General features: G+C 48.9%; 18 protein-coding genes. 11 read left to right on the forward strand and 7 right to left on the reverse strand.

The features are described from left to right. Position 1: 1 nt before the first annotated feature. Positions 2-1,885 (forward strand): M56 family metallopeptidase, encoded by a 1,884-nt coding sequence (locus AAHB90_RS19590; protein WP_342086891.1) that lies wholly within the window; start codon positions 2-4, stop codon positions 1,883-1,885. Between the two features lie 57 nt (positions 1,886-1,942). On the opposite strand, the gene AAHB90_RS19595 is transcribed toward AAHB90_RS19590, so the two are convergent. Further along, the gene (locus AAHB90_RS19595; protein WP_342086893.1) at positions 1,943-3,019 is read right to left on the reverse strand and encodes a ferredoxin--NADP reductase; all 1,077 of its coding nucleotides are present in this window, start codon (positions 3,017-3,019) and stop codon (positions 1,943-1,945) included. Between the two features lie 132 nt (positions 3,020-3,151). Further along, on the reverse strand, positions 3,152-4,369 hold the full coding sequence (locus tag AAHB90_RS19600) for a pyridoxal phosphate-dependent aminotransferase (protein WP_342086894.1): 1,218 nt from the start codon (positions 4,367-4,369) through the stop codon (positions 3,152-3,154). Positions 4,370-4,551: 182 nt separating this feature from the next. On the opposite strand from AAHB90_RS19600, the gene AAHB90_RS19605 reads away from it, so the two are divergent. The 3 genes from AAHB90_RS19605 to AAHB90_RS19615 all read left to right on the forward strand — a co-directional run bounded on the left by AAHB90_RS19605 (position 4,552) and on the right by AAHB90_RS19615 (position 6,791). Next, a complete protein-coding gene (locus tag AAHB90_RS19605) occupies positions 4,552-6,078 on the forward strand; it encodes an RtcB family protein (RefSeq protein ID WP_342086895.1) in 1,527 nt (508 codons plus the stop codon). A gap of 38 nt (positions 6,079-6,116) precedes the next feature. Continuing rightward, entirely contained in the window at positions 6,117-6,332 is a 216-nt protein-coding gene (locus tag AAHB90_RS19610) for a hypothetical protein (protein ID WP_342086896.1), read from the forward strand. Positions 6,333-6,401: 69 nt separating this feature from the next. Next, positions 6,402-6,791: a PIN domain-containing protein gene (locus AAHB90_RS19615; RefSeq protein ID WP_342086897.1), complete on the forward strand. Its 390-nt coding sequence runs from the start codon at positions 6,402-6,404 to the stop codon at positions 6,789-6,791. Here the strand turns inward: AAHB90_RS19615 and AAHB90_RS19620 are convergent. Beyond that, positions 6,788-8,035, reverse strand: coding sequence for a BamA/TamA family outer membrane protein (locus AAHB90_RS19620; protein ID WP_342086898.1), 1,248 nt, complete (start codon positions 8,033-8,035; stop codon positions 6,788-6,790). The two genes, AAHB90_RS19615 and AAHB90_RS19620, sit on opposite strands and share 4 nt — an antisense overlap. A gap of 112 nt (positions 8,036-8,147) precedes the next feature. Then, a complete protein-coding gene (locus AAHB90_RS19625; protein ID WP_342086899.1) occupies positions 8,148-9,359 on the reverse strand; it encodes an NADP-dependent isocitrate dehydrogenase in 1,212 nt (403 codons plus the stop codon). 115 nt (positions 9,360-9,474) lie between these two features. Here AAHB90_RS19625 and AAHB90_RS19630 point away from each other — a divergent pair, with 115 nt between their 5' ends. Together AAHB90_RS19630 and AAHB90_RS19635 are read left to right on the forward strand one after the other, a co-directional pair. Further along, positions 9,475-10,068, forward strand: coding sequence for a 5-formyltetrahydrofolate cyclo-ligase (locus AAHB90_RS19630; protein ID WP_342086900.1), 594 nt, complete (start codon positions 9,475-9,477; stop codon positions 10,066-10,068). Between the two features lie 178 nt (positions 10,069-10,246). Beyond that, a complete protein-coding gene (locus AAHB90_RS19635) occupies positions 10,247-11,257 on the forward strand; it encodes an aspartate-semialdehyde dehydrogenase (RefSeq protein ID WP_342086901.1) in 1,011 nt (336 codons plus the stop codon). A 72-nt stretch (positions 11,258-11,329) separates the two neighbouring features. Here the strand turns inward: AAHB90_RS19635 and AAHB90_RS19640 are convergent, their stop codons facing one another. Further along, complete coding sequence (locus AAHB90_RS19640) at positions 11,330-12,547, reverse strand: NADH-quinone oxidoreductase subunit D (protein WP_342086902.1); 1,218 nt, start codon at positions 12,545-12,547, stop codon at positions 11,330-11,332. A gap of 1 nt (position 12,548) precedes the next feature. Continuing rightward, a complete protein-coding gene (locus AAHB90_RS19645) occupies positions 12,549-14,075 on the reverse strand; it encodes a glycoside hydrolase family 10 protein (RefSeq protein ID WP_342086903.1) in 1,527 nt (508 codons plus the stop codon). Between the two features lie 368 nt (positions 14,076-14,443). Between AAHB90_RS19645 and AAHB90_RS19650 the strand changes: the two genes are divergently transcribed. Further along, on the forward strand, positions 14,444-16,258 hold the full coding sequence (locus AAHB90_RS19650; RefSeq protein WP_342086904.1) for a glycosyltransferase: 1,815 nt from the start codon (positions 14,444-14,446) through the stop codon (positions 16,256-16,258). 91 nt (positions 16,259-16,349) lie between these two features. Here the strand turns inward: AAHB90_RS19650 and AAHB90_RS19655 are convergent, their stop codons facing one another. After that, the gene (locus AAHB90_RS19655) at positions 16,350-17,510 is read right to left on the reverse strand and encodes an ATP-binding protein (RefSeq protein ID WP_342086905.1); all 1,161 of its coding nucleotides are present in this window, start codon (positions 17,508-17,510) and stop codon (positions 16,350-16,352) included. A gap of 169 nt (positions 17,511-17,679) precedes the next feature. Between AAHB90_RS19655 and prmA the strand changes: the two genes are divergently transcribed. The 4 genes from prmA to AAHB90_RS19675 all read left to right on the forward strand — a co-directional run bounded on the left by prmA (position 17,680) and on the right by AAHB90_RS19675 (position 25,508). After that, positions 17,680-18,516 carry a 50S ribosomal protein L11 methyltransferase gene (gene prmA / locus AAHB90_RS19660; RefSeq protein ID WP_342086906.1) on the forward strand — a complete coding sequence of 279 codons (837 nt, stop codon included), beginning with the start codon at positions 17,680-17,682 and terminating at the stop codon, positions 18,514-18,516. Between the two features lie 39 nt (positions 18,517-18,555). Continuing rightward, the gene (locus AAHB90_RS19665; RefSeq protein ID WP_342086907.1) at positions 18,556-23,238 is read left to right on the forward strand and encodes a hypothetical protein; all 4,683 of its coding nucleotides are present in this window, start codon (positions 18,556-18,558) and stop codon (positions 23,236-23,238) included. A gap of 154 nt (positions 23,239-23,392) precedes the next feature. Then, positions 23,393-24,043 carry a glycerol-3-phosphate 1-O-acyltransferase PlsY gene (gene plsY / locus AAHB90_RS19670; protein WP_342086908.1) on the forward strand — a complete coding sequence of 217 codons (651 nt, stop codon included), beginning with the start codon at positions 23,393-23,395 and terminating at the stop codon, positions 24,041-24,043. 64 nt (positions 24,044-24,107) lie between these two features. Next, entirely contained in the window at positions 24,108-25,508 is a 1,401-nt protein-coding gene (locus AAHB90_RS19675) for a dipeptidase (RefSeq protein WP_342086909.1), read from the forward strand. Positions 25,509-25,536: the final 28 nt, after the last annotated feature.

Here is a 25,536-nt window from a genome sequence, read left to right on the forward strand (position 1 = left end):
CATGAAATTTTTCTCAAATCTGTTACCCGGTCCGGCCGTTTCCGCATTTGGCTGGACGCTCATTCATTCCATCTGGCAGGGAACACTGCTGATGCTGGTCGGCGTTGCCGCATTCTATTTTTTGAGAAAAAAGTCAGCCAATACGCGCTACCTGACGGGTGTTGGCTTTCTTTTCGCGCAGGTCGTCGCTTCCGTCGGAACATTTATTTATTGCTATCCTAAAACCATCAGCGCCGTTTCTAACGCAAAGGCTTTGGCGCGCTACACCTCATTGTCCGCATCCCGCACCTGGTCGGAAGTTTCGCGGGACTTGCCCATCACATTTAAAATACAAATGTGGCTTACTGCCCATTTGCACGAGTTGGTCATTTGCTGGCTCATTGGCTCCGGCATTCTCCTCATGCGCTTCGCCGGAGGCTGGATATTCACGGAAAGGCTTCGGATCAATGCCAAAATCGTAATGGATAAGGAGTGGCGTGCGCGATTCGGGGTGATCATTGCGAAAATGAATATCTCCAAAGCCGTGGAATTTCGTGAAACTGCCAAAGTCCTTACGCCTATGGTAATAGGAACATTCAGCCCGGTGGTATTAATCCCGATCGGCTTGCTTTCCGGGTTTTCCACAGCACAGGTCGAAGCCATCCTCGCGCATGAGCTGGCGCATATCCGCAGGAACGATTACCTGATCAACATGCTGCAATCATTTGTAGAAGTGATCTTTTTCTTCCATCCGGCTATTTGGTGGCTATCCGAAAAAGTGCGTGCAGAACGCGAGCATTGCTGCGACGACATTGCATTGGCTGTTTGCGGAGATAAAATGTCCCTGGCGCATGCCCTTGTAAAAGTCGCGGAATGGCAGGCCACACCCGGGCTCGCTATGGCTTTTGCCTCCAAAAAACCATTGCTCCTGCACCGTGTACAGCGTGTTTTAGGTTTAAATCCAAAACCGGTCCGTACGTTTTCGAGCCTACCGGCCATGATCTTTGCTATTGGGTTGGTGATTGGTATTTCAGCTTATGCGGTGGCTCAGAAAGTGGAGAAAGACAAAGAAAAGAAGGCCGCCAAGCATATGACCACTAAAAAGCGGAAGCCGGTAAAAACAGATGTTCTCACGGAACGTAAAATGGAGGAAATGATGGAAGTAGCTGTCGCAGAGGAAATCGATGAGGATATCGAAGTGCAACTGGCCGATATGCACATCGATATTGAAGCACCTGAAATGGAGTTCGGGCAAACAGGCAATGATACCCTGGATCGGAAGATGTGGGAAATCAACCAAAAAATCCGCGCGATGCATGAAGAATTAAAACCTCTGCATCAACGACTGGAAGACTTACACCTGGAACGGGAAAAATACAGATTTGAAACCGAACGTTTCGAGCGGGAAATTCAGAAAATTGAATGGAAAAAGCAGCGGGCGGCGGAACTGCGGATGGATCTGATGGAAAAAAGATCTGTTATTTTTAATCAGGATGCAAAGGACTCGAAACTCAGCGATTCGGAACTGGACAAGCAACTGGCAGATTTCGAACAGCAGATCAAGATGCAGGAACAAGCTATTGCTGACCTGAACAACCAGATTTCCAATGCACGAAAAGAGGCTTTTAAAGCGGAAGAGCCAGAAAGAAAACTAGATCGGGAAATAGAGGAAGTGAACTACAAGATCAGTGAAATCGGCGGTAAAATCGGGCTGGAAACATTGAGTTACCAAAAAATACAAGGCGTCGGCTCTCCGCGCATTGCTGGCCGTGCACGTGGAGCCCGTAGTGTCCGGGCTTTGGCCCCTCCCCCACCCACTCCGGTCCCAGCGCGCCCCGCGAAGATAGCCAAACCCGCACCAGCGCCGAAACCGCCACTTCCACCCAAAAAAGACCCCAGAGATTAGCAGAAAAGGGCAGCGATTCGGTCGCTGCCCTTTTCATTGATATACGTTACCAATATATCACTCCACCTCGATCACCACATCATCGCTCATCGGGTGCGTTACGCATGTGAGGATGAAACCTTCATTGATTTCGGCCTGCGAAAGCGCGTCCTCCTCATCCATTTGCACTTTTCCGGACGTACAACGGCCCATACAAGCGGTGCACATGCCAGCCTGACAAGAATAGGGTAGATCGATATCCATATTCAATGCTGCTTCGAGCACCGTCTCATGCGGCTTTACAGGCAGCTTATATTCCGTACCTTCATAAAACAAGGTGATCTCCCGGGTTTTCGGCGAATCGTCGTCATCACCTTCCGGCTCCAGTGTTACCTCACCCGGTTTGGCCGCGGTAGCTGTGATAAAGCTTTCTTTCCGGATTTTGCCGTCGGGCACCGCCAGGATCGAAAGTGCACGATGCGCCTCCTCCATCATGTCATCAGGACCGCATAGGAAGTATTCCGCTTCCTTTTTGTCCAGCGTTGGAAACTTTTCGATGATTTTCAATACATGGCTTTTATTCAATCGCCCGGTTTCGCCTTCCCAGCCTTCTTCCGGTTGGCTTAATGTATGAACGACCGTGAAGCGATTGCCATATTTCCCCTGAAGAGCGACAATTTTGTCCCGGAAAATAATGCTGTCCTCCTTTCGGCTTCCATAAATCAGGAACACTTCACTTTCGGGTTCCACCATCAGAATGGATTTCAAAATCGAAAACAAAGGGGTAATGCCGCTTCCCGCACCGATAAATACGACTTGGCGGGTTTGATCATCCGCCTGTTTCGGAAAGAAATGGCCCATGGGTTCCAATGCTTCCACCACATCACCCTCTTTCAGCGTGTCGAGCAGCAGGTTCGAAGCATATCCGCCCGGCACACGTTTGATGGTAATCGCCAGTGACACATCGGTATAGGGAGAGCTCGACATCGAATACGACCTCCTGATTTTTTTATCTTCAAAAGGCAGCAACAAGGTCAGGAACTGCCCCGGACGGTATTGAACGACTTCGTTGATCGGGTGCCAGAAATGGATGGTAGCTGCTTCCTCCGTTTCCCTTTCTATTTCCTTTACTTTTAAAAAATAATATTTGCTCATTGTTGGCTGTCGGCAGTCGGCCATCGGCTTTCGGCCCGTTTACTTTTAATTTAATGGTGTGCGTTGTCGTTTATCTACAACACAAAAGCCTCACAGGTAACACCTATGAGGCTTTTATGATTTCATTTTTTACTATTTCAAAGTCGCTACGGCGTCTTTGATACGTTTTACAGCTTCTTCCAGCGCTTCGTCAGCAGCTGCGGTCGAGATACGGATGCAATTTGGTGCTCCAAAACCTGAACCAGCGACAGTAGAAACGTAAGATTTGTTCAAAAGCCAGTTGGCGAAATCATCGGAATCTTTGATCAGCGTTTCGCCGTCCGATTTTCCGAAATAATAGCTCACATCCGGGAATGCATAGAATGCGCCTTGTGGTACATTCACTTTGAAACCGGGAATCTCTTTCAGCAAACCTACCACGAGGTCGCGGCGACGGTGATATGCTTTCGCCATTTCGATAGAAGGCTCTTTCGGGCCATTGAATGCCGCCGTAGCCGCTTTCTGCGCGATAGAGTTGGTTCCCGAAGTAACCTGGCCCTGCAATTTCTCAACACCATCCGCGATCCATTTGGCCGCTGCGATGAAACCGATCCGCCAGCCTGTCATCGCATAACCTTTGGCTACACCGTTCACGGTGATCACGCGGTCTTTCAATGCAGGGATGGAACCGATGCTGAAATGGCCCTCCTCTGTAAAGTTGATGTATTCGTAAATTTCGTCGGCCAGCACATACACCCCTTCGTGTTTTTCGAGCACCGCCGCGATCTCTCTCAATTCTTTTTCTGAATAAACAGCGCCTGTCGGGTTGTTCGGCGAAGCGTACATCACCACTTTTGTACGTGGCGTAATAGCCGCTTCCAGCTGCTCCGCTGTCACCTTGAAATCGTTTTCAAAAGCACCGTCCACCACTACCGACTTTCCTTCGGCCAGCTTCACCATTTCGGAGTAGCTCACCCAGTAAGGAGCAAAAATCACCACCTCGTCGCCCGGATTTACCAGAACCTGGATCACGTTCGCGAGTGAATGCTTGGCACCGGTCGAAACCACGATATTTTCGGGTTTCCAATCTATATTATTGTCGCGCTTTAACTTATCAGCAATAGCCTTTCGCAGATCAGGGTAACCTGCTACGGGTGAGTAACCATGAAAACCATCGTCGATGGCTTTTTTAGCGGCCTCGCAAATGTGTGCGGGCGTCTTGAAGTCCGGCTCTCCTACGCTCAGACTGATTACTTTATGGCCTTGGGCGGCCAGTTCACGGGCCATTTTGGTCATCGCCAGCGTCGAAGACTCTTCGAGGGCGTTGATGCGGTCGGCCAACAACCGTGTTTGCTCTGCTACTGCGGACATTGCAACGTTTTAATTAAGTTAAAGAAGGTACTGCGAACTGTATCAACAAATTGCCCGCAAAGGTACGGCTTTTTTAGAAGTTGTATTGTATTATGTAAAGAAAGATTTATTGGCATAATGTCAATGAGCAGACGGCGGGTAGTCTGCGCTTGAAATCGCAAGACTGGTAACGATATTTGTCCATGGACACACCAATCACTATTGAAGAGATCATTTTTCTGGCCAATGTGCCTGAAAATCTGCATGCGGCATTCCTGCGCGTCGCGAACGGCCTGCATGGGCGTGCGAAGTATCCGAAGGAGAAAGTTTTCCTGATGCTCGTCAAGATGCTACATGCCCCAAAGAAACATGCATTTTCTAAAAACAAGGTCACTAACCTCGCCCAAATGGTTTACGACCTCAAAAAGAGCGGCACCGAAATCACATTGACAGAACACGGCAAGGAACTGCTTGTCAATGAGGAAGCTGTATTGACTCTGGAAGAAAAGGAGCCTCAGAAAAAGAACACCTTCAACCTTCGCGAGGACAGGCTGCATTATGCTGTTTTCGGCAAAGAACACATTGAAGAAGGCGCATTACTGCAAATGGAAACCGCCGTTAGTTTACCCATATCAGTCGCTGGCGCATTAATGCCCGATGCGCACCAGGGCTACGGATTACCTATCGGCGGCGTGCTGGCCACAGAAGCGGACAAAGTTATCCCCTATGCCGTGGGCGTAGATATTGCCTGCCGGATGTGCATGTCGGTGTTCGACATTCCGACAGACTACCTCAAACGCGAGCCACATTTCCTGAAAAAGATCCTTACCGAAAATACGAAGTTCGGCATGGGTGGTGAAACGGCTAGAAAATACGATGAGAGCGTTATGGACCAACCTGAATGGGAAGCGACCAAAATCATTCGCAGCCTCAAAGACAAGGCTTACCGCCAGTTGGGCACTTCGGGAACCGGTAACCATTTTGTAGAATGGGGTATTGTAGAAGTATTCGAAAACGACCCGCTTTTGAATTTACCAAAAGGTGAATACCTCTCACTACTCTCGCATTCCGGCTCCCGCGGCTTCGGCGGAAACGTCGCCAACCACTATTCCAAACTGGCGATGCAGCGTACAGTATTGCCTAAACAAGCCGCCCACCTCGCCTGGCTCGACCTCAACACCGAAGAAGGACAGGAGTACTGGATCGCGATGAACCTGGCCGGCGACTATGCTTCGGCCAACCACCACGAAATACACAACAAAATGGCCAAATCACTAGGTGAAAAGCCTTTGAAAATCATCGAAAACCATCACAACTTCGCCTGGAAAGAGCAATTAGCTGATGGTAGGGAGGTAATCGTCCACCGAAAAGGCGCTACGCCTGCCGGCAGCGACGAGCTGGGCATTATCCCTGGCTCTATGGCCCAGCCCGGCTACGTAATCCGCGGCAGATCGAACCCCGACTCGCTGAACTCTGCTTCGCACGGCGCCGGGCGGGTAATGTCCCGCACAAAGGCATTCACAACCACTACCCGCAGCCAGATGAATAAAATTTTGCAAGACAATGGCATTCAGCTCATTGGCGGCGACCTGGATGAATCGCCGATGGTTTACAAGAATATCGATGATGTAATTGCGGCGCAATCCGAATTAGTAACGGTACTGGCGAAGTTCTCGCCGAAGATTGTGCGGATGGCGGATGCGAACAGGAAGGAAGGGCGGGAGGATTGAAGGAAAAAATTCGTATATTTCGTTAAATAGTATTTGTGATGGACACGCTGATAGTAATCGAAAAGCCAGAAAATGGAGAGTTGAAGATATCGCTTCCCAAATCATTTACGGATGAGTTGGTTGAAGTGACTATTCGTCCATTAGCTCATAATGAAATAGATACTGCATCAAGATTGAAAATTGCTCAACAATACCTCAAAAGATCAAAACCAACCAATTTTGACTTAGGAGATTTGGAATCGCATGAGCAATAGTTTTCAGAAGATTTTCATTGATAGTCCATTCTTGTCGAATTCAAAAAGCAAACCAAAACTGATTTGCTGATGCACCTTTTGGGACACCCAAGAATAGAACCTGTTGTAAATTATACCGTTTTAAGCGAATACACCTATTATTTGCTGGCGATTGAAGGTCATAAATCGCCCAGATCTATCAAAGAGTCCGGGGCAATCTCAGAGACACTGTCGTTGGATAATCCAGAATCATTTTTGTCTATCTTTTCCATTACTCCTTCCAGCAAAGAGATAATTCCCGTGTTTCTGGATATGATGTCCCGGTATAACCTACTCCCCAACGACGCTTTAATCCTCGCAGATTGTAAGTTGAACAATATCGATGCATTGGCCAGCTATGATATTAAGGACTTTGCAACCGCTTGTAGACTTGAATCGGTCAAACTGATTAGCTCGATAGCAGAGTTAAGTTATCCTTAAAACACCTCCCCCAAATTCACAAACAACCCCCGTGACCCATCCATACCAAACCCATAGTCAATCGCAATATTAGCTCCTGAGGTTTTGTTGACTTTGATACGGATGCCCAACCCGCCCGCAGGAGCGATCTTGCGGAAGCTTTTGGAAGGCCAGTCAGACACACTTTGCGCATTGGCGAAGAGGACGCCGCCGAAAAGGCCGTTTTTGGTCAATGCAAAGCGGTATTCGGATTCAAAGTAAAGCAGGTTGGTGCTGCGGAAACGGCCCTGGATGTAGCCCCGGCCGATATTGTTGGTAGGATCCCAACCCGTGGCGGGAAGGTCGAGGTACGGGGGCTTGCCGATGGTGAGCCAGTTGTAGTTCCAGAATGCAAGGGTGTTTTGGCTGCCGTTTGGAAGATTGAAGTAGCGGCGAACGTCGATCACCACGGATTGCCAGGTGTTGGTACTGCCCAGCGCTTTCAGATTCGGGCGGACCTGGACGTTGCTGTAAAAGCCCTTCAAAGGGTTAATGGAATTGGTACGACTGTCGTATGCCAACGTGAAAAGCGGCCCTACCGACGACGATTTGGTCCCTAACCCATAATCCCTGACATCCTGATTGAGCTTCTCTTCCTTATCCGACTGCATAATCTGCCATCTTTTATCATAGGCAAAGCCCAATCCGACAAAAAGCGATTTGTCGATCCGTTTCAAAACCGTTTGATGCAGGCGCAGGTGCTTGTATTTCAGACCGGTAGCATCGCGTAGTTTTGAATCCGGGCCCAGGCCATAGGTATCCTGCGGGTATTTGAAAAACCGCCAGTCGACGACAAAATTGTAGTCGTTATTCCGCGTCCAGATGTTGGCCTGGACGGGGATAGTCATTTGTTTGTACTCGGTGTAAATGAAATTAGTGGTAATGCTGGAAATATTGGTCGTTTTTGGACTGCTGGTATAGAATGCAATGTTCGCGTTGAGCGAGCCCGTAAGCCCGGACGAGAGTGTGTAACCTCCCGCAGGCACGAGCGAGAATATCGGTTTTCCCGATTTGATCTTCGGAACGCGCACCGAATCCGATTTGTCCTTCGATTTCCACTTCCTGAATACGTCGATCAGGTCTTTTTGCGTCGCTTTCTGGACCGAGTCGGCGGCAGCGAGTGTATCGGAACGCATGAGCGACCTGCCGGTTACATAGCGTTCTGCGTGCAAACCATTTACAGTCAGCATTGTGAGCATCGATACTATGTAAGAAAACTTGATCACCAGGTCGGTTTGTTAAGCGCGTTTCAGTAATATATAATAAAATAGTACCCGCCACAAAAAAAGCCACCGGCTTCTCGCGAAACCGGTGGCTTTATACCAAGAAATATGGCTTTTATGCTAATGCAGCCTTCAAATTGGTGTCGATAGCTTCCAGGAACTCTTCTGTGTACAAGTAATGCTCACCATGCTTCACATCGTTTCCGTGGAGACCGATTGCCAAATCTTTCGTCATTTGCCCACTTTCCACAGTTTCGATACACACTTTTTCAAGCGCATTAGCGAAATCGATCAGTGGCTGGTTGCCGTCAAGCTTGCCACGGAATGCCAGACCGCGGGTCCATGCGAAGATAGAAGCGATTGGGTTTGTAGAAGTTGGCTTTCCTTTTTGATGCTCGCGGTAGTGACGGGTTACTGTTCCGTGCGCTGCCTCCGCTTCCATGATCTTGCCATCCGGCGTAACCAAAGTTGAGGTCATCAGACCCAGTGAACCGAAACCTTGTGCAACGGTATCCGACTGAACGTCACCATCATAGTTTTTACAAGCCCAAACAAAGTTACCTTCCCATTTCAATGCGGAAGCCACCATGTCGTCGATCAGACGGTGCTCGTAATGTACTTTTCCCTGGTATTCGGTTTCGTATATTTCCTGGAAAATGTCCTTGAAGCGGCCGTCGTATTTTTTAAGGATGGTGTTTTTGGTAGAAAGATACAGAGGCCATCCTTTGTCCAAAGCCACGTTGAAGCATGAGCGTGCAAAGCCGCGGATCGACTCGTCGATGTTGTACATAGCCATCGCCACACCAGGACCTTTGTATTGGTACACTTCGTGCTCGATCACTTGTCCATCTTCACCTTCGAATTTGATCGTCAACTTACCTTTTCCTGGAACTACGAAATCGGTAGCGCGGTATTGGTCACCGAATGCGTGACGTCCTACGATAATCGGCGCCGTCCAGTTGGTAACTAATCTTGGAACATTCTGCATGACGATCGGCTCACGGAAAACAGTACCATCGAGGATGTTACGGATGGTTCCGTTAGGCGATTTCCACATTTGTTTCAGGTTGAATTCTTTTACGCGGTCTTCATCAGGAGTGATGGTTGCGCATTTGATACCTACGCCGTACTCTTTAATGGCATTGGCAGCATCAATGGTAACCTGGTCGTTAGTCTCGTCGCGGTACTCGATGCCCAGATCATAGTATTTGATATCTACGTCGATGTAGGGAAGGATCAGCTTTTCTTTGATAAACTTCCAGATGATGCGGGTCATTTCATCGCCATCCAGTTCTACGACGGGATTGTCAACTTTAATTTTGCTCATGTCTTAAATTCTATACAATAGTTAAAGATTTTGAAATCAGACCGTGAAAGTACGAACAATAGAATAAAAAGGCGAAATTTCCTCCACTTACCTACCCAAAACACGATAGTACCGGATGAAAAAAGCTGCATTGCGGAAGGCGTTTTTACAGAAAAGAAAGGAGGTCAGCGAGCAGTGGCTGATTGAAAAAAATGCCCTGATTGCGCAGAATCTTGAAAAATATCTTCATGGAAAGGCGTTTCCGACGATTCATACCTTCCTGCCGCAGCTCAATGCACGGGAGGTGGACACGTTTGGGATTATGGATATGTTAAGAAAATCGTTTCCGGCAACACGCATCGCTGCACCCTACATTATTCCCGGCTCGCGGGAAATGCTGCATTTCCTTGTGACACCCCACACGCATTTAGTCACTAACCAATGGCGCATTCCGGAACCTGATCCATTGACTTCGCAAAAAATCCAGCCCGAAGAAATAGACCTCGTCCTCATCCCGCTCCTGGCGTTTGACAGCAAAGGTTACCGCGTGGGTTACGGCGGCGGCTATTACGATCGTTTTCTACCCCAAACCCGCCCCGATTGTATCAGAATGGGCCTTTCTATGTTCGAAGAAGTGAGTGAAATAGAGGATATTGATGAATTTGATATTCCACTCGATGCTTGCATTACGCCCGGAAAGCTGTATGATTTCAGAAGTCTAAAAGCCTAGTAAACTGGTCTGAAATGTCGGCTTTAAGCGTTCCTTCCTGAATTTTAATGCATTAATGGTTGATTTTCCGGCATCATTCTAAAAAACTGCGTAAATTTGCGGCACTTTTCGTGACGGCGGCTTACGCTGTTCGCAAAGAGTAAATCATATTCTATCCATTTTTAATCTTAATGCAAGAATGAAAATCGCAGTAGTAGGCGCTACCGGTTTGGTGGGCGGCGAAATCCTCAAAGTGCTCGAAGAGCGTAATTTCCCCGTGACGGAATTATTGGCCGTTGCATCCGAAAGATCTGTTGGTAAGGAAGTTACATTCAAGGGTAAACAGATAAAGGTGATCGGCTTCGAGGATGCGATTGCTGCCAAACCTGAGATTGCGATCTTCTCGGCCGGCGGTAGTACTTCATTGGCCCTTGCACCGAAATTCGCAGAAGCAGGCATTACCGTGGTGGATAACTCTTCGGCATGGCGTATGGACCCTACCAAAAAACTGGTGGTTCCGGAGATTAATGCAGACGAATTGACGAAAGAAGACAAAATCATTGCAAACCCGAACTGCTCTACTATCCAAATGGTAGTGGTCCTGAATCCTTTGCACAAAAAATATAAAATTAAGCGTGTGGTTGTTTCCACTTACCAATCGGTGACTGGAACAGGCAAAGCTGCCGTAGATCAACTGTTCTCGGAGCGTGCCGGCGACCACAGCAAAGGCAAGGTATATCCGCACCAGATCGACCTGAACGTACTTCCGCACATCGACGTGTTCCTCGATAATGGTTATACCAAAGAGGAAATGAAGATGACGAACGAGACGAAAAAGATCATGAGCGACGACAGCATAGCTGTAACTGCTACTACTGTTCGTATCCCGACGATCGGCGGTCACTCTGAGGCTGTTAACATCGAATTCGAGAATGAATTTGACCTGGAAGAAGTTCGCCAGATCCTCGCCGAAACCGAAGGCGTAATCGTTCAGGACGATCCGAAAAATGCATTGTACCCAATGCCATTGACAGCCCACGGAAAAGACGAAACTTTCGTAGGCCGTATTCGTCGTGACGAATCTCAGCCTAAAACATTAAACCTGTGGATCGTAGCGGATAACCTTCGTAAAGGAGCTGCCACCAATGCCGTTCAGATCGCCGAGTTCCTGGCGAAACATGACCTGGTAGGTGTGGCTGCCGAGGCGTAAGTGTTTAAGGAGTTATTATATAAATGAAAAGAGCCGCACGAGCGGCTCTTTTCATTTATATAATAATCTGTATTATCTGTCAACCTCACCCATTACCACGTCAATAGACCCGATTACAGCCACCAAATCGGCGAGTAATGCCCCTTTTGAGATTTCACCAATCACCGAAAGGTTATTGAACGAACAAGCTCGCGCTTTGCAGCGAACCGGAATGTCGGAACGGCCGTCCGTACGGAAATAGAAGCCCAGCTCACCTTTCGGATTCTCGGCACGCACGTAAAAGTCCATGGCTTTGGGGCGAATCTTTTTGGGAACAATCGCTTGCGGGTCAAAATCACGTGTCCTTTTGTAATCTCCCTGCAACTGCACCAGGCATTGCTCGATGATTTTTACCGATTCCCAGCATTCCACCACGCGTACCCAGGTCCGATCCCAGCAATCGCCTACCGTTCCCAGTTTCCCTTCGCCGATAGGCACTTCGAAATCCAGTTCAGGGTAAACCGAGTAACCATCCACTTTTCTCAAATCATACCTTAACCCCGAACCACGCAGCATAGGCCCGGTACATCCGTAATTGATCGCTACATTCAGAGGCAACACGCCGACGTTGGCAGTTCTTTGAATGAAAATCTTGTTATCGACCACTAATTGCTGCAATTCGGTCAGCTTGGGTTTCAGGTATTTGATAAATTCCCCGCAACGCTCTTCAAAGCCTACCGGGAGGTCATAAAACAACCCGCCTATCCATATATAATTGTAGAGCATCCGCGCACCACACGTCCATTCGAGCAGGCGCAGAATCTGCTCGCGGTCGCGCATCATCCACAGGAAAGGCGTATACGCGCCTATGTCCATCGCGTACGTACCCAGCGCGACGAAGTGGGAAGCAAGGCGGTTCAGCTCGGCTACCACGACGCGAATGTATTCAATGCGTTTAGGAATGTCGTTTTCAATACCCAGCATTCTTTCCACACCCATTACATAAGCGTGTTCCGAGTTCATCGCCGCCACGTAGTCCATCCGGTCTACATACGGAATGATCTGGTTGAAGGGCAGCGATTCTGCATGCTTTTCGAAACAACGGTGCAGGTAACCCAAATGCGGCACGACATCGATCACCACCTCCCCGTCCGTAACCACTTCGAGGCGCAATACACCGTGCGTCGACGGGTGCTGCGGGCCCATATTGAGCACCATTTCCTCGGTACGAAGGTTTTCGGAGTTGTATTTCGTCGGTGCCGAAGCAATGAAATGCCCGGGTTTATATTCGTATTGTATAGAATTGCTCATACTAAAACCTGACTAGCTTCTGATCGTGTACTTCCACGCGCAACGGCCCGATGGGGCGGCCTTCATTGTGCAACCGATCCACAGCCGTAACATAATAAACATAACGTTTGCCCGACTCCGCGGTCATGTCCACGAATTTTTCGCCTTCATAACACATTCCGAGAATGCGGCGCGGGTCGTGGGCGGTGGCTTTCTCCTCTGGCGGGAACCGGTAAATGACGTAATACCAAGCCTTGTCGCCATCCGCAGCAGCCTCAGGCTGCTCCCAGGTGAGCTCGATGCCACGTGAAAGTAATGTGGCTTTCAGGCTTTTCGGAGATAATGGAGGAATGCGGTCTTTCCACGGCATTGTCGGTATTAATGCAGGATATTTGAAAAGGTCTCTTCTTAATGAATCCACGAATCCGAGACTGTTTGCCCGCAAAGATCTGGAACTAAAAAAGATAGAACCATCCGCCTCACTATCCCGGAAATAGCGAACCTGGTTCGGTATTTCGGCAGGATTCGACCAATGCGAATCCTTGTCTTTATACCCGACGCGATAAGCGCCCATACCTATATATAAATGTCTGTCAAAACGATTCTCCGTCCACCAATCGACCAGGTTCTTGTAAGGAACCCTGTTGAAACCGGACGAGAAATAAACCTGCGGGGCAATGTAATCGATCCAACCTTCTTTTACCCAGCGGCGGCTGTCTGCAAAAAGGTCGTCATAGGAAGCCAATGCGCCGAATGTCTTCGAACCTTCGGCGTCGCGATCTTTATTCCGCCACACACCGAACGGGCTGATGCCGAATTTGAGCCGCGGATTCAATGCTTCGAGTGCTTCGTGGATCTGTTTTACCAATAAATCCACATTATGGCGGCGCCAGTCGGCCTTGTTGGTATAGCCATCGGAGTATTTTCTGAATGTCGCATCATCCTGAATCACCTGGCCAGGTGCGGCGTAAGGATAAAAATAGTCGTCGAAATGGATGCCGTCCACGTCATAATTTTTCGCGACGTTCACGGTCATGTCCGTAATGAATTTCCGCACTTCGGGAATGCCGAAATCGAACAGTTTGTAGCCGTCATAGGTCAAAATCCACTCCGGATGGAGCCGGCTGATGTTTTCTGCTGAAACGCTTTTGGAAGATTTATGTACAAGCCGGTTGAGGTTTAGCCAGGCGTGAAATTCGAGGCCCCGCTTGTGTGCCTCCGAGATCATGAAATCGAGCGGGTCCCACATGGGGTCTGGCTTGCGGCCCTGCACACCCGTAAGCCATTCCGACCACGGCTCAGGGCTTTTGGCATAGAATGCATCGCCCGCCGCGCGCACCTGCACGAACACGGCATTCATCCCTACCCTTTTATGAAAATCGAGCAGTTCTGAGAATTCCTCCTGTTGCTCTTCCGGAAGGAGCGTCTTGCTGCTTGGCCAATCAATATTGTCGACAGTGGCAATCCAGACCGCTCTAAACTCTCTCTTCGGGGGTAGGTTACTCTCCGTCTCCGCGCTCTGAGCCATGCAACTTTCCAGCAAAAACATGATTACAATAAAGGAAAGCGCAACAATTTTAATTTTTTTCACTATCTGACCAATGCAAAATGTTAATCCAACCAAAGTAACGTATTTTGGAACAAAGTTAGCCGACAACCGTCTTAAATTCGAGCAATAACGGTTTGATTTGGATCGGCATACGAAAATCGGCGGCACAGGCCTTTTCTTGACTTAATTATATTTTAGCGCTGGAATGATGTTTTAAACCGGCTTTTAGGCCATGCAAACAAAATTCAAGTGTTGTAATTTCTGAATTATTTTTCTGCATATTTATTGTGTAATAACAAGGATTTTTGTGACATAAACGGAAGCATAATCCCTTTAAATACCCTAGTAACGCTTAAACTGTACCCTAATTGGAACCATTTGTCAAAACCACTAAGAAAAACGTCCTGTTCGAAGTTGCATGGGAGGTTTGTAATCAAGTTGGAGGGATATATACTGTAATAAGGACCAAAGTGCCTGCCATGGTGGAAAAATGGGAGGAGAACTACTTTTTGCTGGGACCTTATTTCGAAAAGAAAGCGTCTTCCGAATTTGAGCAGATTCACGACCTTGAAGATTCGCCTGCCGGGCGGATCGTTAAGAGAATGCGGGAAATGGGCTTCGCGGTATATTACGGCTATTGGCTCGTAACCGGCAAACCCCGGGTCGTGCTGTTCGATGTCGACAGCATTATGGGGCAGCTCGACGCCATCAAATTCAACCTCTGGGAAAAGAACCGCATTCCCACGATTAATGTCGAACATCTTGTCAATCAAACACTTTGTTTTGGTGAACTGGTACGCATGTTCCTGAAAGAATATGCGGATGAAAATGCCAAGCGTGAAGAGATTTTCGCCCAGTTCCACGAATGGATGGCCAGTAGCGGGTTGCCGGAACTGAAACGTGAGAATGTCAAGATCGCGACGACCTTTACTACGCATGCTACGATGCTTGGCCGTTACCTGGCACAGAATGTCTCTGGTTTTTATAACAAACTTCCCTTCTTCGATTGGGAACAGGAGGCCAAGAATTATGGTATCGTGGCCCAATGTTCGATCGAACGCCAGGCCGCGCTCAGTGCGCATGTGCTCACCACCGTGAGTGATGTGACTGCCCGCGAATGCGAGGTGTTCCTCGGCCGCATGCCCGACCTCGTTACGCCTAACGGTCTTAACGTGGTGCGCTTTCAGGCGGTCCACGAGTTCCAGAACCTGCATTTGAAGCATAAAGAGCGTATCCACGAATTTGTAATGGGGCATTTCTTTCCCAGCTATTCTTTCGATCTGGATAAAACGCTCTACTTCTTCACGTCCGGTCGCTACGAATACAGCAATAAGGGTTACGATCTCACGCTGGAAGCCCTGGCGCGCCTGAACTGGAAAATGGTGCAGGCTAATATGGATATGACGGTAGTGATGTTTATCGTCACTAAACAGCCTTATACGTCGGTAAACCCGGATGTATTGCAATCGCGCGCGGTGCTGAATGAGTTGCAGGAAACCTGTACAGCCATTGAAAAGGAGGTAGGAGAAAAGCTTTTCCTCGCCACCGCATCGGGCGCTGACCACAAAATGCCCGACCTGAACCAGTTTGTAGATGAATACTGGCGGTTGCGCCTCAGAAGGACTATTCAGAGCTGGAAAACCGATAACCTTCCGGCTTTTGTAACGCACGACCTGAAACAGGAAGACGGCATTACCGATTTTTGCAAGCGCGCAAACCTGGTCAACAACGAGCGCGACCGCGTCAAAATCGTCTATCACCCGGATTTCATTGCTTCAACCAATCCATTATTCGGTCTGGACTACGGGCAATTCGTTCGCGGCTGCCATTTGGGCGTATTTCCAAGTTATTACGAGCCCTGGGGCTACACCCCTCTCGAATGCGTCGTCCGTGGTGTACCTACCGTGACAAGCGATCTTTCGGGCTTCGGCGACTACATCATGCAAATCATGCGTGATTATGAAAACCGCGGCATTTACGTCATTAACCGCAAATCCCAGACCTTCTCGCAAGCCGCCGACCAGCTGGCCGACATCCTCTTCAAATTCGTCAGAATGCAACGTCGCGACCGCATCATGCAGCGCAACCGCGTCGAAAACATCTCGGACGTATTCGATTGGATGAATTTGCGCTCGTATTATGATACCGCGCATGATCTGGCGGCGAAGCGTAGGAAGCCTTGATAGAAACTTAAAAGCTTCGATAATGCAAAAAGCCTGGTTATGTACATTGCCAGGCTCTTTGCATTCATCTCAACTGATTCATATCATTACTTTACAATCTTTCCAAATGCCCCGCCAGCGTACCAATACTACAAACCACCACATTTTCACGCATGTTATAATCCTCCGCAGATGGGGTCACTACAAGTAACGGAGGGTTGCCGAGGTCTTCCTGTGCCAATGTATTGCCTCTGCTTAGTACAGGGCTGTTGGTGTATTTGATCTCGATCGCTACTTTGACATTATTCCCTTTTACCAATACCAAATCCAGTTCTGCACCGTCTTGCGTGCGGTAGAAGTAAGGCTGGATGTTGTAAGGCAGGCCGGCAATCACTTGCTGAATTACATAACCCTCCCACGAGTTGCCTAAAAGAATATTCCCTGCCAATTCTTCCGGGTCCGTAATTCCGGCCAGCGAATGGAGCATACCACTGTCACGAATGTACAGTTTTGGCGTTTTGACCAGTCTTTTACTGATATTCACAAACCATGGCTGCAACCTTCGGATCAAAAAAGCACTTTCCAGATAGCCAATGTAGTTTTGAACCGTTGGGACACTCATTTTGAGCGAATTGGCCAGTTGCGACACATTCAGCAAACTCCCGTGCACACTCACCAGCATATTCATAAGCAAGCGCATATCACGCGGATTGGCCGGAATACCGAGCAGTGGCAAATCTCTTTCAAGATAAGTACTGATGAAATCAGCCATTTTCCGGAATGCAGAATTGTCGGACGCCGCTTGCAGCACATCGGGAAAGCCTCCGCGCAGCCAGTGTTCGCGATACGAGACTTGTTCTTTCACCTCTTCAAGCATTAATGGGTGGAGTTCCAGGTAAGAAATGCGCCCGGCCAGCGTCTCCGAGCTGTTTTTGAGTAAATCCGGGGAGGCCGATCCGAGTAGCACGAATCGCCCCGCAATGCGATTTTTATCAATCAGTGACCTTAGCAAAGGAAAAAGTGAGGGCATTCGCTGGATTTCGTCGATAATGATGGTAGAATCCTCTCTTTCTCCCAAATACAGTTCGGCGTCCCGTAATCTGTTGAGGTCGGTCTCCGATTCAAGGTCAAGGTAAATGCTGGGATTTGGAAATTGGGTGGCGAGCTGTTTGACAAGTGTCGTCTTACCGACCTGTCTGGGGCCGAGCAAGGCTATCGCGGGGGTGTCCGCTATCAACTCCATTACTTCTTTTTCGATCGTCCTGGGAAACATATTTCGAGATTAAGCCCGGTATTTTAAAGTCACACTTAAAAATACCGGTATTAATTATAAAATCCTAGTGTGAATTGCGTGCTTAAAACAATCCTTACGAGCCATTTGCTTGCATTCCTGAAATTTTTCAACACCTTCACTTTCCAATTTTTTACCAATAACTATTACAATGAATTACATCGAACTGGATTTGAAGGTGGATCCCGAGTTTTCGGAGATATTGATGGCGGAACTGGGCGAGGCGGGGTTTGAATCTTTTGTGGAGACCGACGAAGGCCTGCTGGCCTACATTCAGGAGGGCGATTTTAATGAGCAGGCCATCCATGATTTAACGGCCAAATACCTGGATTTAACGACAATAGCCGCTACCTGGAAATCGTTAGAAAGAAGAAACTGGAATGAGGAGTGGGAAAAAAGCTACGAGCCGATCGAGGTGGGTGACCAGGTGCGCGTGCGGGCGACGTTTCATGAGCCCGATCCCTCTTTTAAATACGATTTGCTGATCCAGCCTAAAATGTCGTTCGGTACAGGCCATCACGAGACGACGTGGCTGGTTATGAACGAGCAACTTAGCCTGCCTCATGAACGTCTTTCGATCATGGATGTGGGTTGCGGAACGGGAATCCTGGCGATCCTGGCGCACAAACTGGGAGCATCGCACTTGTTGGGCTTCGATATCGATGAATGGGCCGTGGAAAATACCCGCGAGAATTTCGCGATGAACAACCTGCCCGCAGATTCGGAGGTGTTTCAGGGAACAATACAGGATGTGCCGAAGGCCAAAATTTTCGGAGGGGTTCTGGCGAATATCAACCGGAACATCCTGCTGGCGGAAATCCCGACGTACGTGCAGCACCTCGAACCCGGCGGCTGGCTCGTGACAAGCGGATTTTACGAAACCGACCAGGCTGATATTGAAAAATGTGCCGCGGAAAACGGCCTGAAAAAGCTCAGATCCAATACCCGGAACCAATGGGCAACCGTTGTTTTTGAAAAGAACCAATAACAAGTAATAGCTAATTGCTGGAAGCTAACAGCTAAAAACATGAAGATATTTCGCCTTGCTCTACTGCTTTACCTGCTGACTTTTATCGGAAAAAATGCGACCGCCCAGGGCGTGAAACTGGCGGATGATCCCGCGCAGTTTATGCCGCAGCTCCGGAAAATGATGGAAGGAAGCAGGAATGCGCAATTTATCCGCGCAACGGCCCAGCTCGATAGCGTGTGGATGTCGGGGATCAATGCGCAGCAGCAGGCGAAATTTATCGGAATTGTGAAAACGCAGGTGGCAAAAGGGCAGAAAGCCGGGCCATTGCTGGCGTTGCTGATCCGCAATACGCAGGCGCTCGCCAAAAAGTCGCCAGATAAGCTAGATGGTTTCCTGGAAATTGCCTCCAATGCAGGCGAAAAGTATGACGCCAAGACTTTTCAAAAGGTACTACAAACTTCCCTGCCGATCACCGAAACCAACAAATTATACGCCAGCAACTACAACACGCTCTATTTGCTGGGTGGAAACTTCAAATACCGGTTCGATACCAAGGCAGATTCCACGGTAGCCCAGGAAACCAAAACCGCCACCGACGGCTGGGATACGCCAGTGGATTCCAATTTCGTGATCGCACCAACCAAATCCGTCCCTTTACCCGTCATTGCCGGGCCATTACTGGATCTTGAAAACGCAACGTTCGCGATGGTCGCCGGCGGGGATTCGGTCGTGTTCGGGCCTGCTAATGGAAGTGTCTCGCTGCGGGATGGTGTGTTTGTAGGTAAAAATGGAAAGTTTACCTGGCAAACCGCAGGCGATTCGAGCATTTATGCGGATCTCGACGCTTTTTCTTTTAATATAAACCATCCTAAACTCGTCGCCGAAAACAGTACGCTGCATTCGGACAACTACCTGGCGGCGCCGGTGAAAGGGACCGTCGAATACCGCGGTGTCAAACGGATCAAGGGCCAACCGGCCCAGTACCCGCGTTTCGTTTCCAATGATATCGATGCGAAACTGAAAGAAACCCGCAAGAATATCGAGTATCAAGGCGGCTACTCACTCATCGGCCTCGACCGGTACAGTTCCGCTTTGAACGACAAGTACTCGACAATCAAGGTCAAATACCAGGAAAAACCGGCATTTACAGTGCGCAGCAAGCGGTTTGCGCTGAAAGATTCTGTGTTCACGGCCAACTTCGCGCTGTACTCCATGCCTTTGGGCGGTGATTCGCTGGTACACCCAGGGGTTACATTTAAATATAATGACGACGAAGGGTTGGTTAGGCTCGGCCGTATGGACAAAACTGATTACGGCCCTTTGCCTTATAAGGATTCGTATCACAAAATGAATATTTGGTCGCAGGCTATGCGCTGGCGTTTTCCAACCGAAAAAGTGGAATTTTTGCGCATTAATGGCAAAACAGAGGTGCCAGTCCGTCTCGAATCCATCGACTATTTCAAAAAAGAGCGTTTCAGGGAAATCAACAAGGAGTTTGGTTTCCAGCCGCTAAACATGGCTGCCAATTATGCCCAAACAACCAAAAAGACTTCTTTCCTGCCCGAAGAGCTTGCGACAAAATACAAGCAGAACCCTATCATCATCCGCAACGCGCTGCAAAGGCTCACGCTCGACGACTATTTCGTTTACAATAAGGAAACCGACGAATATGCATTGAGCAAAAAGGGTGTCATGTACGTGCTCGCCAATCTGGACAAGGCCGACTATGACAACTTCCAGGTCAGCGGCCAGTTCGCGGCTAACGATGAGGTGGCTAATGCGACGATCTACCTGCCCGACACCATGCTGACGGTGCTGGGCGTTTCGCGGTTCGTTGTCAGCGACTCGCTGAAAATATATGCCGTCCCTTCCGACAAAAAGCTGATTATCGGCAAAAACCGCAACTTTACCCTGAACGGACAAATGGTGGCGTCCAACTACCAGTTCCGGGGCCAGAATATCAAATTCGATTACAATCAGTTCTTCGTCAACGTAGCGCCGTCCGATTCGATCACATTCACGCCGCGTGATAAGTTTGCCAAAGGGCAGAAAGGCGAAGTCGGCGGGCACGTGAAGTATGAAAAAGGCGGTACGTTCTACCTCAGCGACCCGAAAAACAAGTCGGGGATCCAGAAAGGCATTAAAAAGTCGCCCAGGCTTGTGGTACCCGACGGTATGATCGTCTATTTCGACCAGCCTGAACGCGGGACGGTACTTTATCCGCGGGAAGTGTTTTTCAAGATTCCCAAGATCGATATGGATGGACTGGATCAGCGCGACGTGATCTTTGAGGGTACATTTAACTCCAACGGCATTATCCCGCCTATTCAAACCATCCTGAAAAGCATGCCCGATAACTCGCTCGGTTTCGACTACAAGCCGCCGGTTACCGATATGAAATTATATGAAGGCAAGGCGATGGCGAAGTTCACGGATACGCTCACGATGGACAATTCCGGCTTGCATTCCAAAGCCATTTTGAAATACATGTCGGCGTCGATGACTGCCAAAAACATCCTGCTCACCTCCGATTCCCTCATGGCGACCGGCGAAGTGGCAAGCATTAAGGAAGCGACGATCGGCAAGGGCTACTTTCCAGCCGTAGCACTAAAAGATTATGCATTGAAATGGTATCCCAATGCGGACAGCATGTTAATCAACACAACGGGTAAGTCGTTCACATTCCACCAGGGCACGACCAACCTGGAAGGTGGCCTGCTGCTGCGATCCACGGGTTTGTATGGAAATGGTAAGTTAAAGAGGGCCGACTCGGAGCTGACTTCACCGGAAATCAAGTTCAATAAAGATGGGTTTCTGGCCAATAAATCTTCATTTGCAATCAACAGTGCCGATGTAAAGTCGACCAAGAAATTGCTGACCGGTAACAATGTCAATGTGGATTTCAACTTTAAAACCGGCATTGCCAATTTCGTAACCGATGAATCGGGTTTCGGAAGTGATTCTTCGGGTATGCAAATCCCAACGGCTTCCTACCAGACGCTCATTGGAAGCGCGAAGTGGGACATGACCAAGAAGACAATCCTGATGAAAGGTTTGGGCGAAACATCTTCCTATACCTCCACGGATCCCGATCAGGAAGGGCTGACATTCAACGGTTCCGAAGCGATTTACGATATTCAAAAGGTTACCCTGAACATCAAAGGCGTGCCTTACATTCAAACTGCCGACGTGAAAATCATCCCCGACGGCGGTATGGTAGCGGTGGACAGCAAGGGCAAGATCGTTCCGCTGAAAAAAGCACGCATCGAGATCGACACCCTGAATGTTTCGCACCACATGCGCGATGCCGACATCCGCATCGATTCCCGCAACCATTTCGAGGGCTCGGCCACTTATCAGTACATTACCGCCCGGAAGGACACATTTAATATCAAAATGCAGAATTTCGAGCTCGTGGAAGTGGGCGCCGTCGAGGAAGGCAAGCGCAAGGCGAAAGATAAGCCTGCGACGCCGGGCGTGAAGTACTACACTACGGCGAGAGCGGACATTAAGGAAGCCGAAAACCTTTTCCTATCACCGCGTATTCAATATAAAGGCGCCATTAATCTGGTTGCTTACGAGCCGTCGCTCAAACTGGATGGTTTTGTGAAGCCCGTGATCAAATTCCGTAAGGATTTTCAGAGTTCGTGGATCGTTTACCAGGATTCTCCCGGCGAATCGGTTTCCATTAAAATTAATAAAGACCTTAAAAACGAGCACGAGATCCCGCTTTCGGTTGGTTTGCATTATAATGAAGCGAAGGGAATGTACATGAGCTTCCTCTCTCCCAAGGATTCGGACGGCGATGAGGATATTTACCAGGCCCAAGGTAACCTCAGCTACGACGAAGACACCAAGGCATTCCGTGTGAACCCACCTCCCGGAGCCGACGGGCTGATCGACGAGGGTAATGCATTGACATTCGATGATAAAACCGGCCTCGCCACATTCGCAGGTCCATTCAAACTGATGCAGGCTAATTGGTTGCAAACGGTGGGTAGCGCAGAAGTGCAGGTGGATAGTTCCAAATTCCGTTTCAACACCATGCTGCTCTTCAATGCACCGGCTTTGACGCCGATCGCGCCGACACTTGCTGCGAAAATTGTGGAAACGAACCTCGCCGAGTCCAACAGCACTGCCGCCGACGACGATGCCGACCAGCTGAACCGCAAACTTTCCGCCCTCATCGGCCCGAAAGCGACCGACGCTTACATTAAACTAACCGCCGGGGGCTATAAACCGATTTTTGAAGCTTCACCCGCCCTGGATATGCCCCTGGTGCTCTCAAATGTGAATTTACATTGGTCGCCCGTACATAACGCGTATTACTCGCAGGGGCCCATCGGCGTGTCGCATTTCGGGCGCAACAACATCAATGCGCAGATGACCGGCGTGCTGGAACTGCGCCGGGGTGTGGAAGGCGACGAGTTCAGCCTTTACCTGGAAGCCTCGCCCGATGTGTGGTATTATCTTGATCTGAAACAAGGTGAATTAGGGGTCGTTTCCTCATTGCTGGATTTCAATGACGAGATCGTCGCAAAGTCTAAAAACGTGAAATCCAAGGACATGTCACTCGTGAGCATTGGAACTGAAGAGAAGGATATGTTTGTTAATCGCTTTGATGATTTCTATCAGCCTGCCCTGAAGAAAGCGAAGCTTGTGAAAACTGCGAAGAAGAAGGCAGCTCCCTCCCAAACCGAAGAAAAGAAGAAAAAAGCAGAACCGACAGAAGGATTCTGATGTGATTAGCAGCATTTACAATAGTTTCTGCTAATTTTTGAAAATTTGTATCCATACTGATAGTTTTGTAGTGCATTTGCTTGTAAAATCCTCGAACTATCGTATTTTTGAGAGAAGCTTTTTGAAATTTAAATTTATCTTTGAATAGTACAAAATGAGTGTTGCCTTATTAATAGTTGCGATTGTTGCTGCTTATTTGCTGGGTTCCATCCCAAGTTCAGTCTGGTACGGCATTGGGTATTTTGGAATAGATGTCAGGAAACACGGTAGCGGTAACGCGGGTGCCACCAACACATTTCGGGTCTTAGGCAAACGCGCGGGAACTGTTGTAATGCTCATCGACGTACTGAAAGGCTGGACGGCCACATGCCTTGCTTCCATGCTTTTCTACATGAACGAGATCGGCGAAACCGAGCTCCTGATGTACAAGATCATCTTCGGTATCATCGCTATTATCGGCCATATCTTCCCTGTTTTTGTGAATTTCAAAGGCGGTAAAGGCATTGCCACACTGCTCGGAATGGTACTCGCCATTCACCCCGAGCTCGCATCCGTTTGCATTACCATATTTATTCTGACACTAATTGCATCTCAATACGTGTCGCTGAGCTCAATCCTAGCGACGCTGGCGTTTCCCGTACTTTCGTGGACGGGCGCTTTTGGGCATCCCGAGCCGTTGCTGGTGGTATTTGGCTTTGTGATGTTTGTCCTGGTAGTATTTACGCACCAGAAAAACATCATCAGGCTCATGAACGGCAATGAGAACCGCGTGAATATTTTCGCGAAGTCGAAAGCGCGGAGCTGATATTTAATCTAACCCTTGTTAATCCCAACCCCTGAGGCACAACCTTAGGGGTTATTTTTTTAACTTGACCGCCGATTCAGTTAAGACTAAAAACAACCATTCAATGCAAGAATATATTGAAAAAAACCGCGACCGTTTTTTAAATGAATTGCTGGAACTGCTGCGCATTCCGTCGGTAAGTGCCGATTCGAAGTTCAAGCCGGACATGCTCAAAGCCGCGGAATATGTGCGCGACCGCATTGCCGAAGCCGGTGCCGACCGTGCTGAAATCTATCAGACCGAAGGACATCCGGTGGTATACGGCGAAAAGATCATCGATCCAGCTTTACCCACCGTGCTCATTTATGGGCATTACGACGTCCAGCCTGCCGATCCGTATGAACTATGGAATTCTCCCCCATTCGAGCCGGTGATTAAGAACGACCGCATTTACGCACGCGGCGCCTGCGACGACAAGGGGCAGTTCTATATGCATATCAAAGCGCTCGAAATCATGCTCGCGACGGGCACGCTCTCATGTAATGTGAAAGTGATGATTGAAGGGGAAGAGGAAATCGGGTCTTCCAATTTGGGGACATTTGTCCGCGAACATAAGGAAATGCTGCAATGCGATACGATCCTTATTTCCGATACAAGCATCATCGCCAACGACGTTCCATCCATTGAAACCGGCTTGCGCGGCTTGACTTATGTAGAAGTCGAAGTAATAGGCGCGAACCGCGACCTGCATTCCGGCGTGTATGGCGGTGGCGTGGCAAACCCGATCAACGTCCTCTGCGAAATGATTGCCTCATTGAAAGACGAAAACGGCCACATTACCATTCCGGGTTTTTACAACAAAGTGGAAGACCTTACCGCCGAACAGCGGGCCGCATTAAATGCAGCGCCATTTGATTTGGAAGAATATAAAAAAGACCTCGACATTGCCGATGTGGCCGGGGAAGAGGATTATACGACCATCGAAAGAACTTCCGTACGCCCCACATTGGACGTAAACGGCATCTGGGGCGGCTACATTGGCGAGGGCGCCAAAACGGTGTTACCGTCCAAAGCCCACGCGAAAATTTCCATGCGACTCGTTCCCAACCAGACCGACGGCGAGATCTGCGAGCTGTTCACGAAGCATTTCGAATCGATTGCTCCGGCTTCTGTAAAAGTGAAAGTAGTACCTCACCACGGCGGGTTACCCTACGTTACACCTACGGACTCAGTGGAATATCGGGCTGCGGAGCTGGCCATGGAAGAATCTTTTGGCAAAAAACCGATCCCGACCCGCGGTGGCGGCAGCATTCCGATTGTCGCGCTTTTCGAGCAGGAGCTCGGCTGCAAGAGCATTCTGATGGGTTTCGGGCTCGATATCGACGCCTTGCATTCGCCGAATGAGAGTTATGGATTGTTCAACTACTACAAAGGGATTGAGACGATTCCGCTGTTTTTCAAGCATTATGCGGAGTTGAAACGATAAGGTAACATCCCACAAAACCCTTCGACTA

This window comes from Dyadobacter sp. OTU695 (assembly GCF_038440355.1).
Classification (GTDB): domain Bacteria; phylum Bacteroidota; class Bacteroidia; order Cytophagales; family Spirosomataceae; genus Dyadobacter.

Coding starts and splice junctions, on each gene's coding strand:
- AAHB90_RS19635 (WP_342086901.1), top strand. CDS start 10,247: ATGAAAATCGCAGTAGTAGGCGCTACCGGTTTGGTGGGCGGCGAAATC.
- AAHB90_RS19595 (WP_342086893.1), bottom strand. CDS start 3,019: ATGAGCAAATATTATTTTTTAAAAGTAAAGGAAATAGAAAGGGAAACG.
- AAHB90_RS19600 (WP_342086894.1), bottom strand. CDS start 4,369: ATGTCCGCAGTAGCAGAGCAAACACGGTTGTTGGCCGACCGCATCAAC.
- AAHB90_RS19615 (WP_342086897.1), top strand. CDS start 6,402: ATGCACCTTTTGGGACACCCAAGAATAGAACCTGTTGTAAATTATACC.
- AAHB90_RS19605 (WP_342086895.1), top strand. CDS start 4,552: ATGGACACACCAATCACTATTGAAGAGATCATTTTTCTGGCCAATGTG.
- AAHB90_RS19655 (WP_342086905.1), bottom strand. CDS start 17,510: ATGTTTCCCAGGACGATCGAAAAAGAAGTAATGGAGTTGATAGCGGAC.
- AAHB90_RS19590 (WP_342086891.1), top strand. CDS start 2: ATGAAATTTTTCTCAAATCTGTTACCCGGTCCGGCCGTTTCCGCATTT.
- plsY (WP_342086908.1), top strand. CDS start 23,393: ATGAGTGTTGCCTTATTAATAGTTGCGATTGTTGCTGCTTATTTGCTG.
- AAHB90_RS19625 (WP_342086899.1), bottom strand. CDS start 9,359: ATGAGCAAAATTAAAGTTGACAATCCCGTCGTAGAACTGGATGGCGAT.
- AAHB90_RS19630 (WP_342086900.1), top strand. CDS start 9,475: ATGAAAAAAGCTGCATTGCGGAAGGCGTTTTTACAGAAAAGAAAGGAG.
- AAHB90_RS19610 (WP_342086896.1), top strand. CDS start 6,117: ATGGACACGCTGATAGTAATCGAAAAGCCAGAAAATGGAGAGTTGAAG.
- AAHB90_RS19640 (WP_342086902.1), bottom strand. CDS start 12,547: ATGAGCAATTCTATACAATACGAATATAAACCCGGGCATTTCATTGCT.
- AAHB90_RS19665 (WP_342086907.1), top strand. CDS start 18,556: ATGAAGATATTTCGCCTTGCTCTACTGCTTTACCTGCTGACTTTTATC.
- AAHB90_RS19645 (WP_342086903.1), bottom strand. CDS start 14,075: ATGTTTTTGCTGGAAAGTTGCATGGCTCAGAGCGCGGAGACGGAGAGT.
- prmA (WP_342086906.1), top strand. CDS start 17,680: ATGAATTACATCGAACTGGATTTGAAGGTGGATCCCGAGTTTTCGGAG.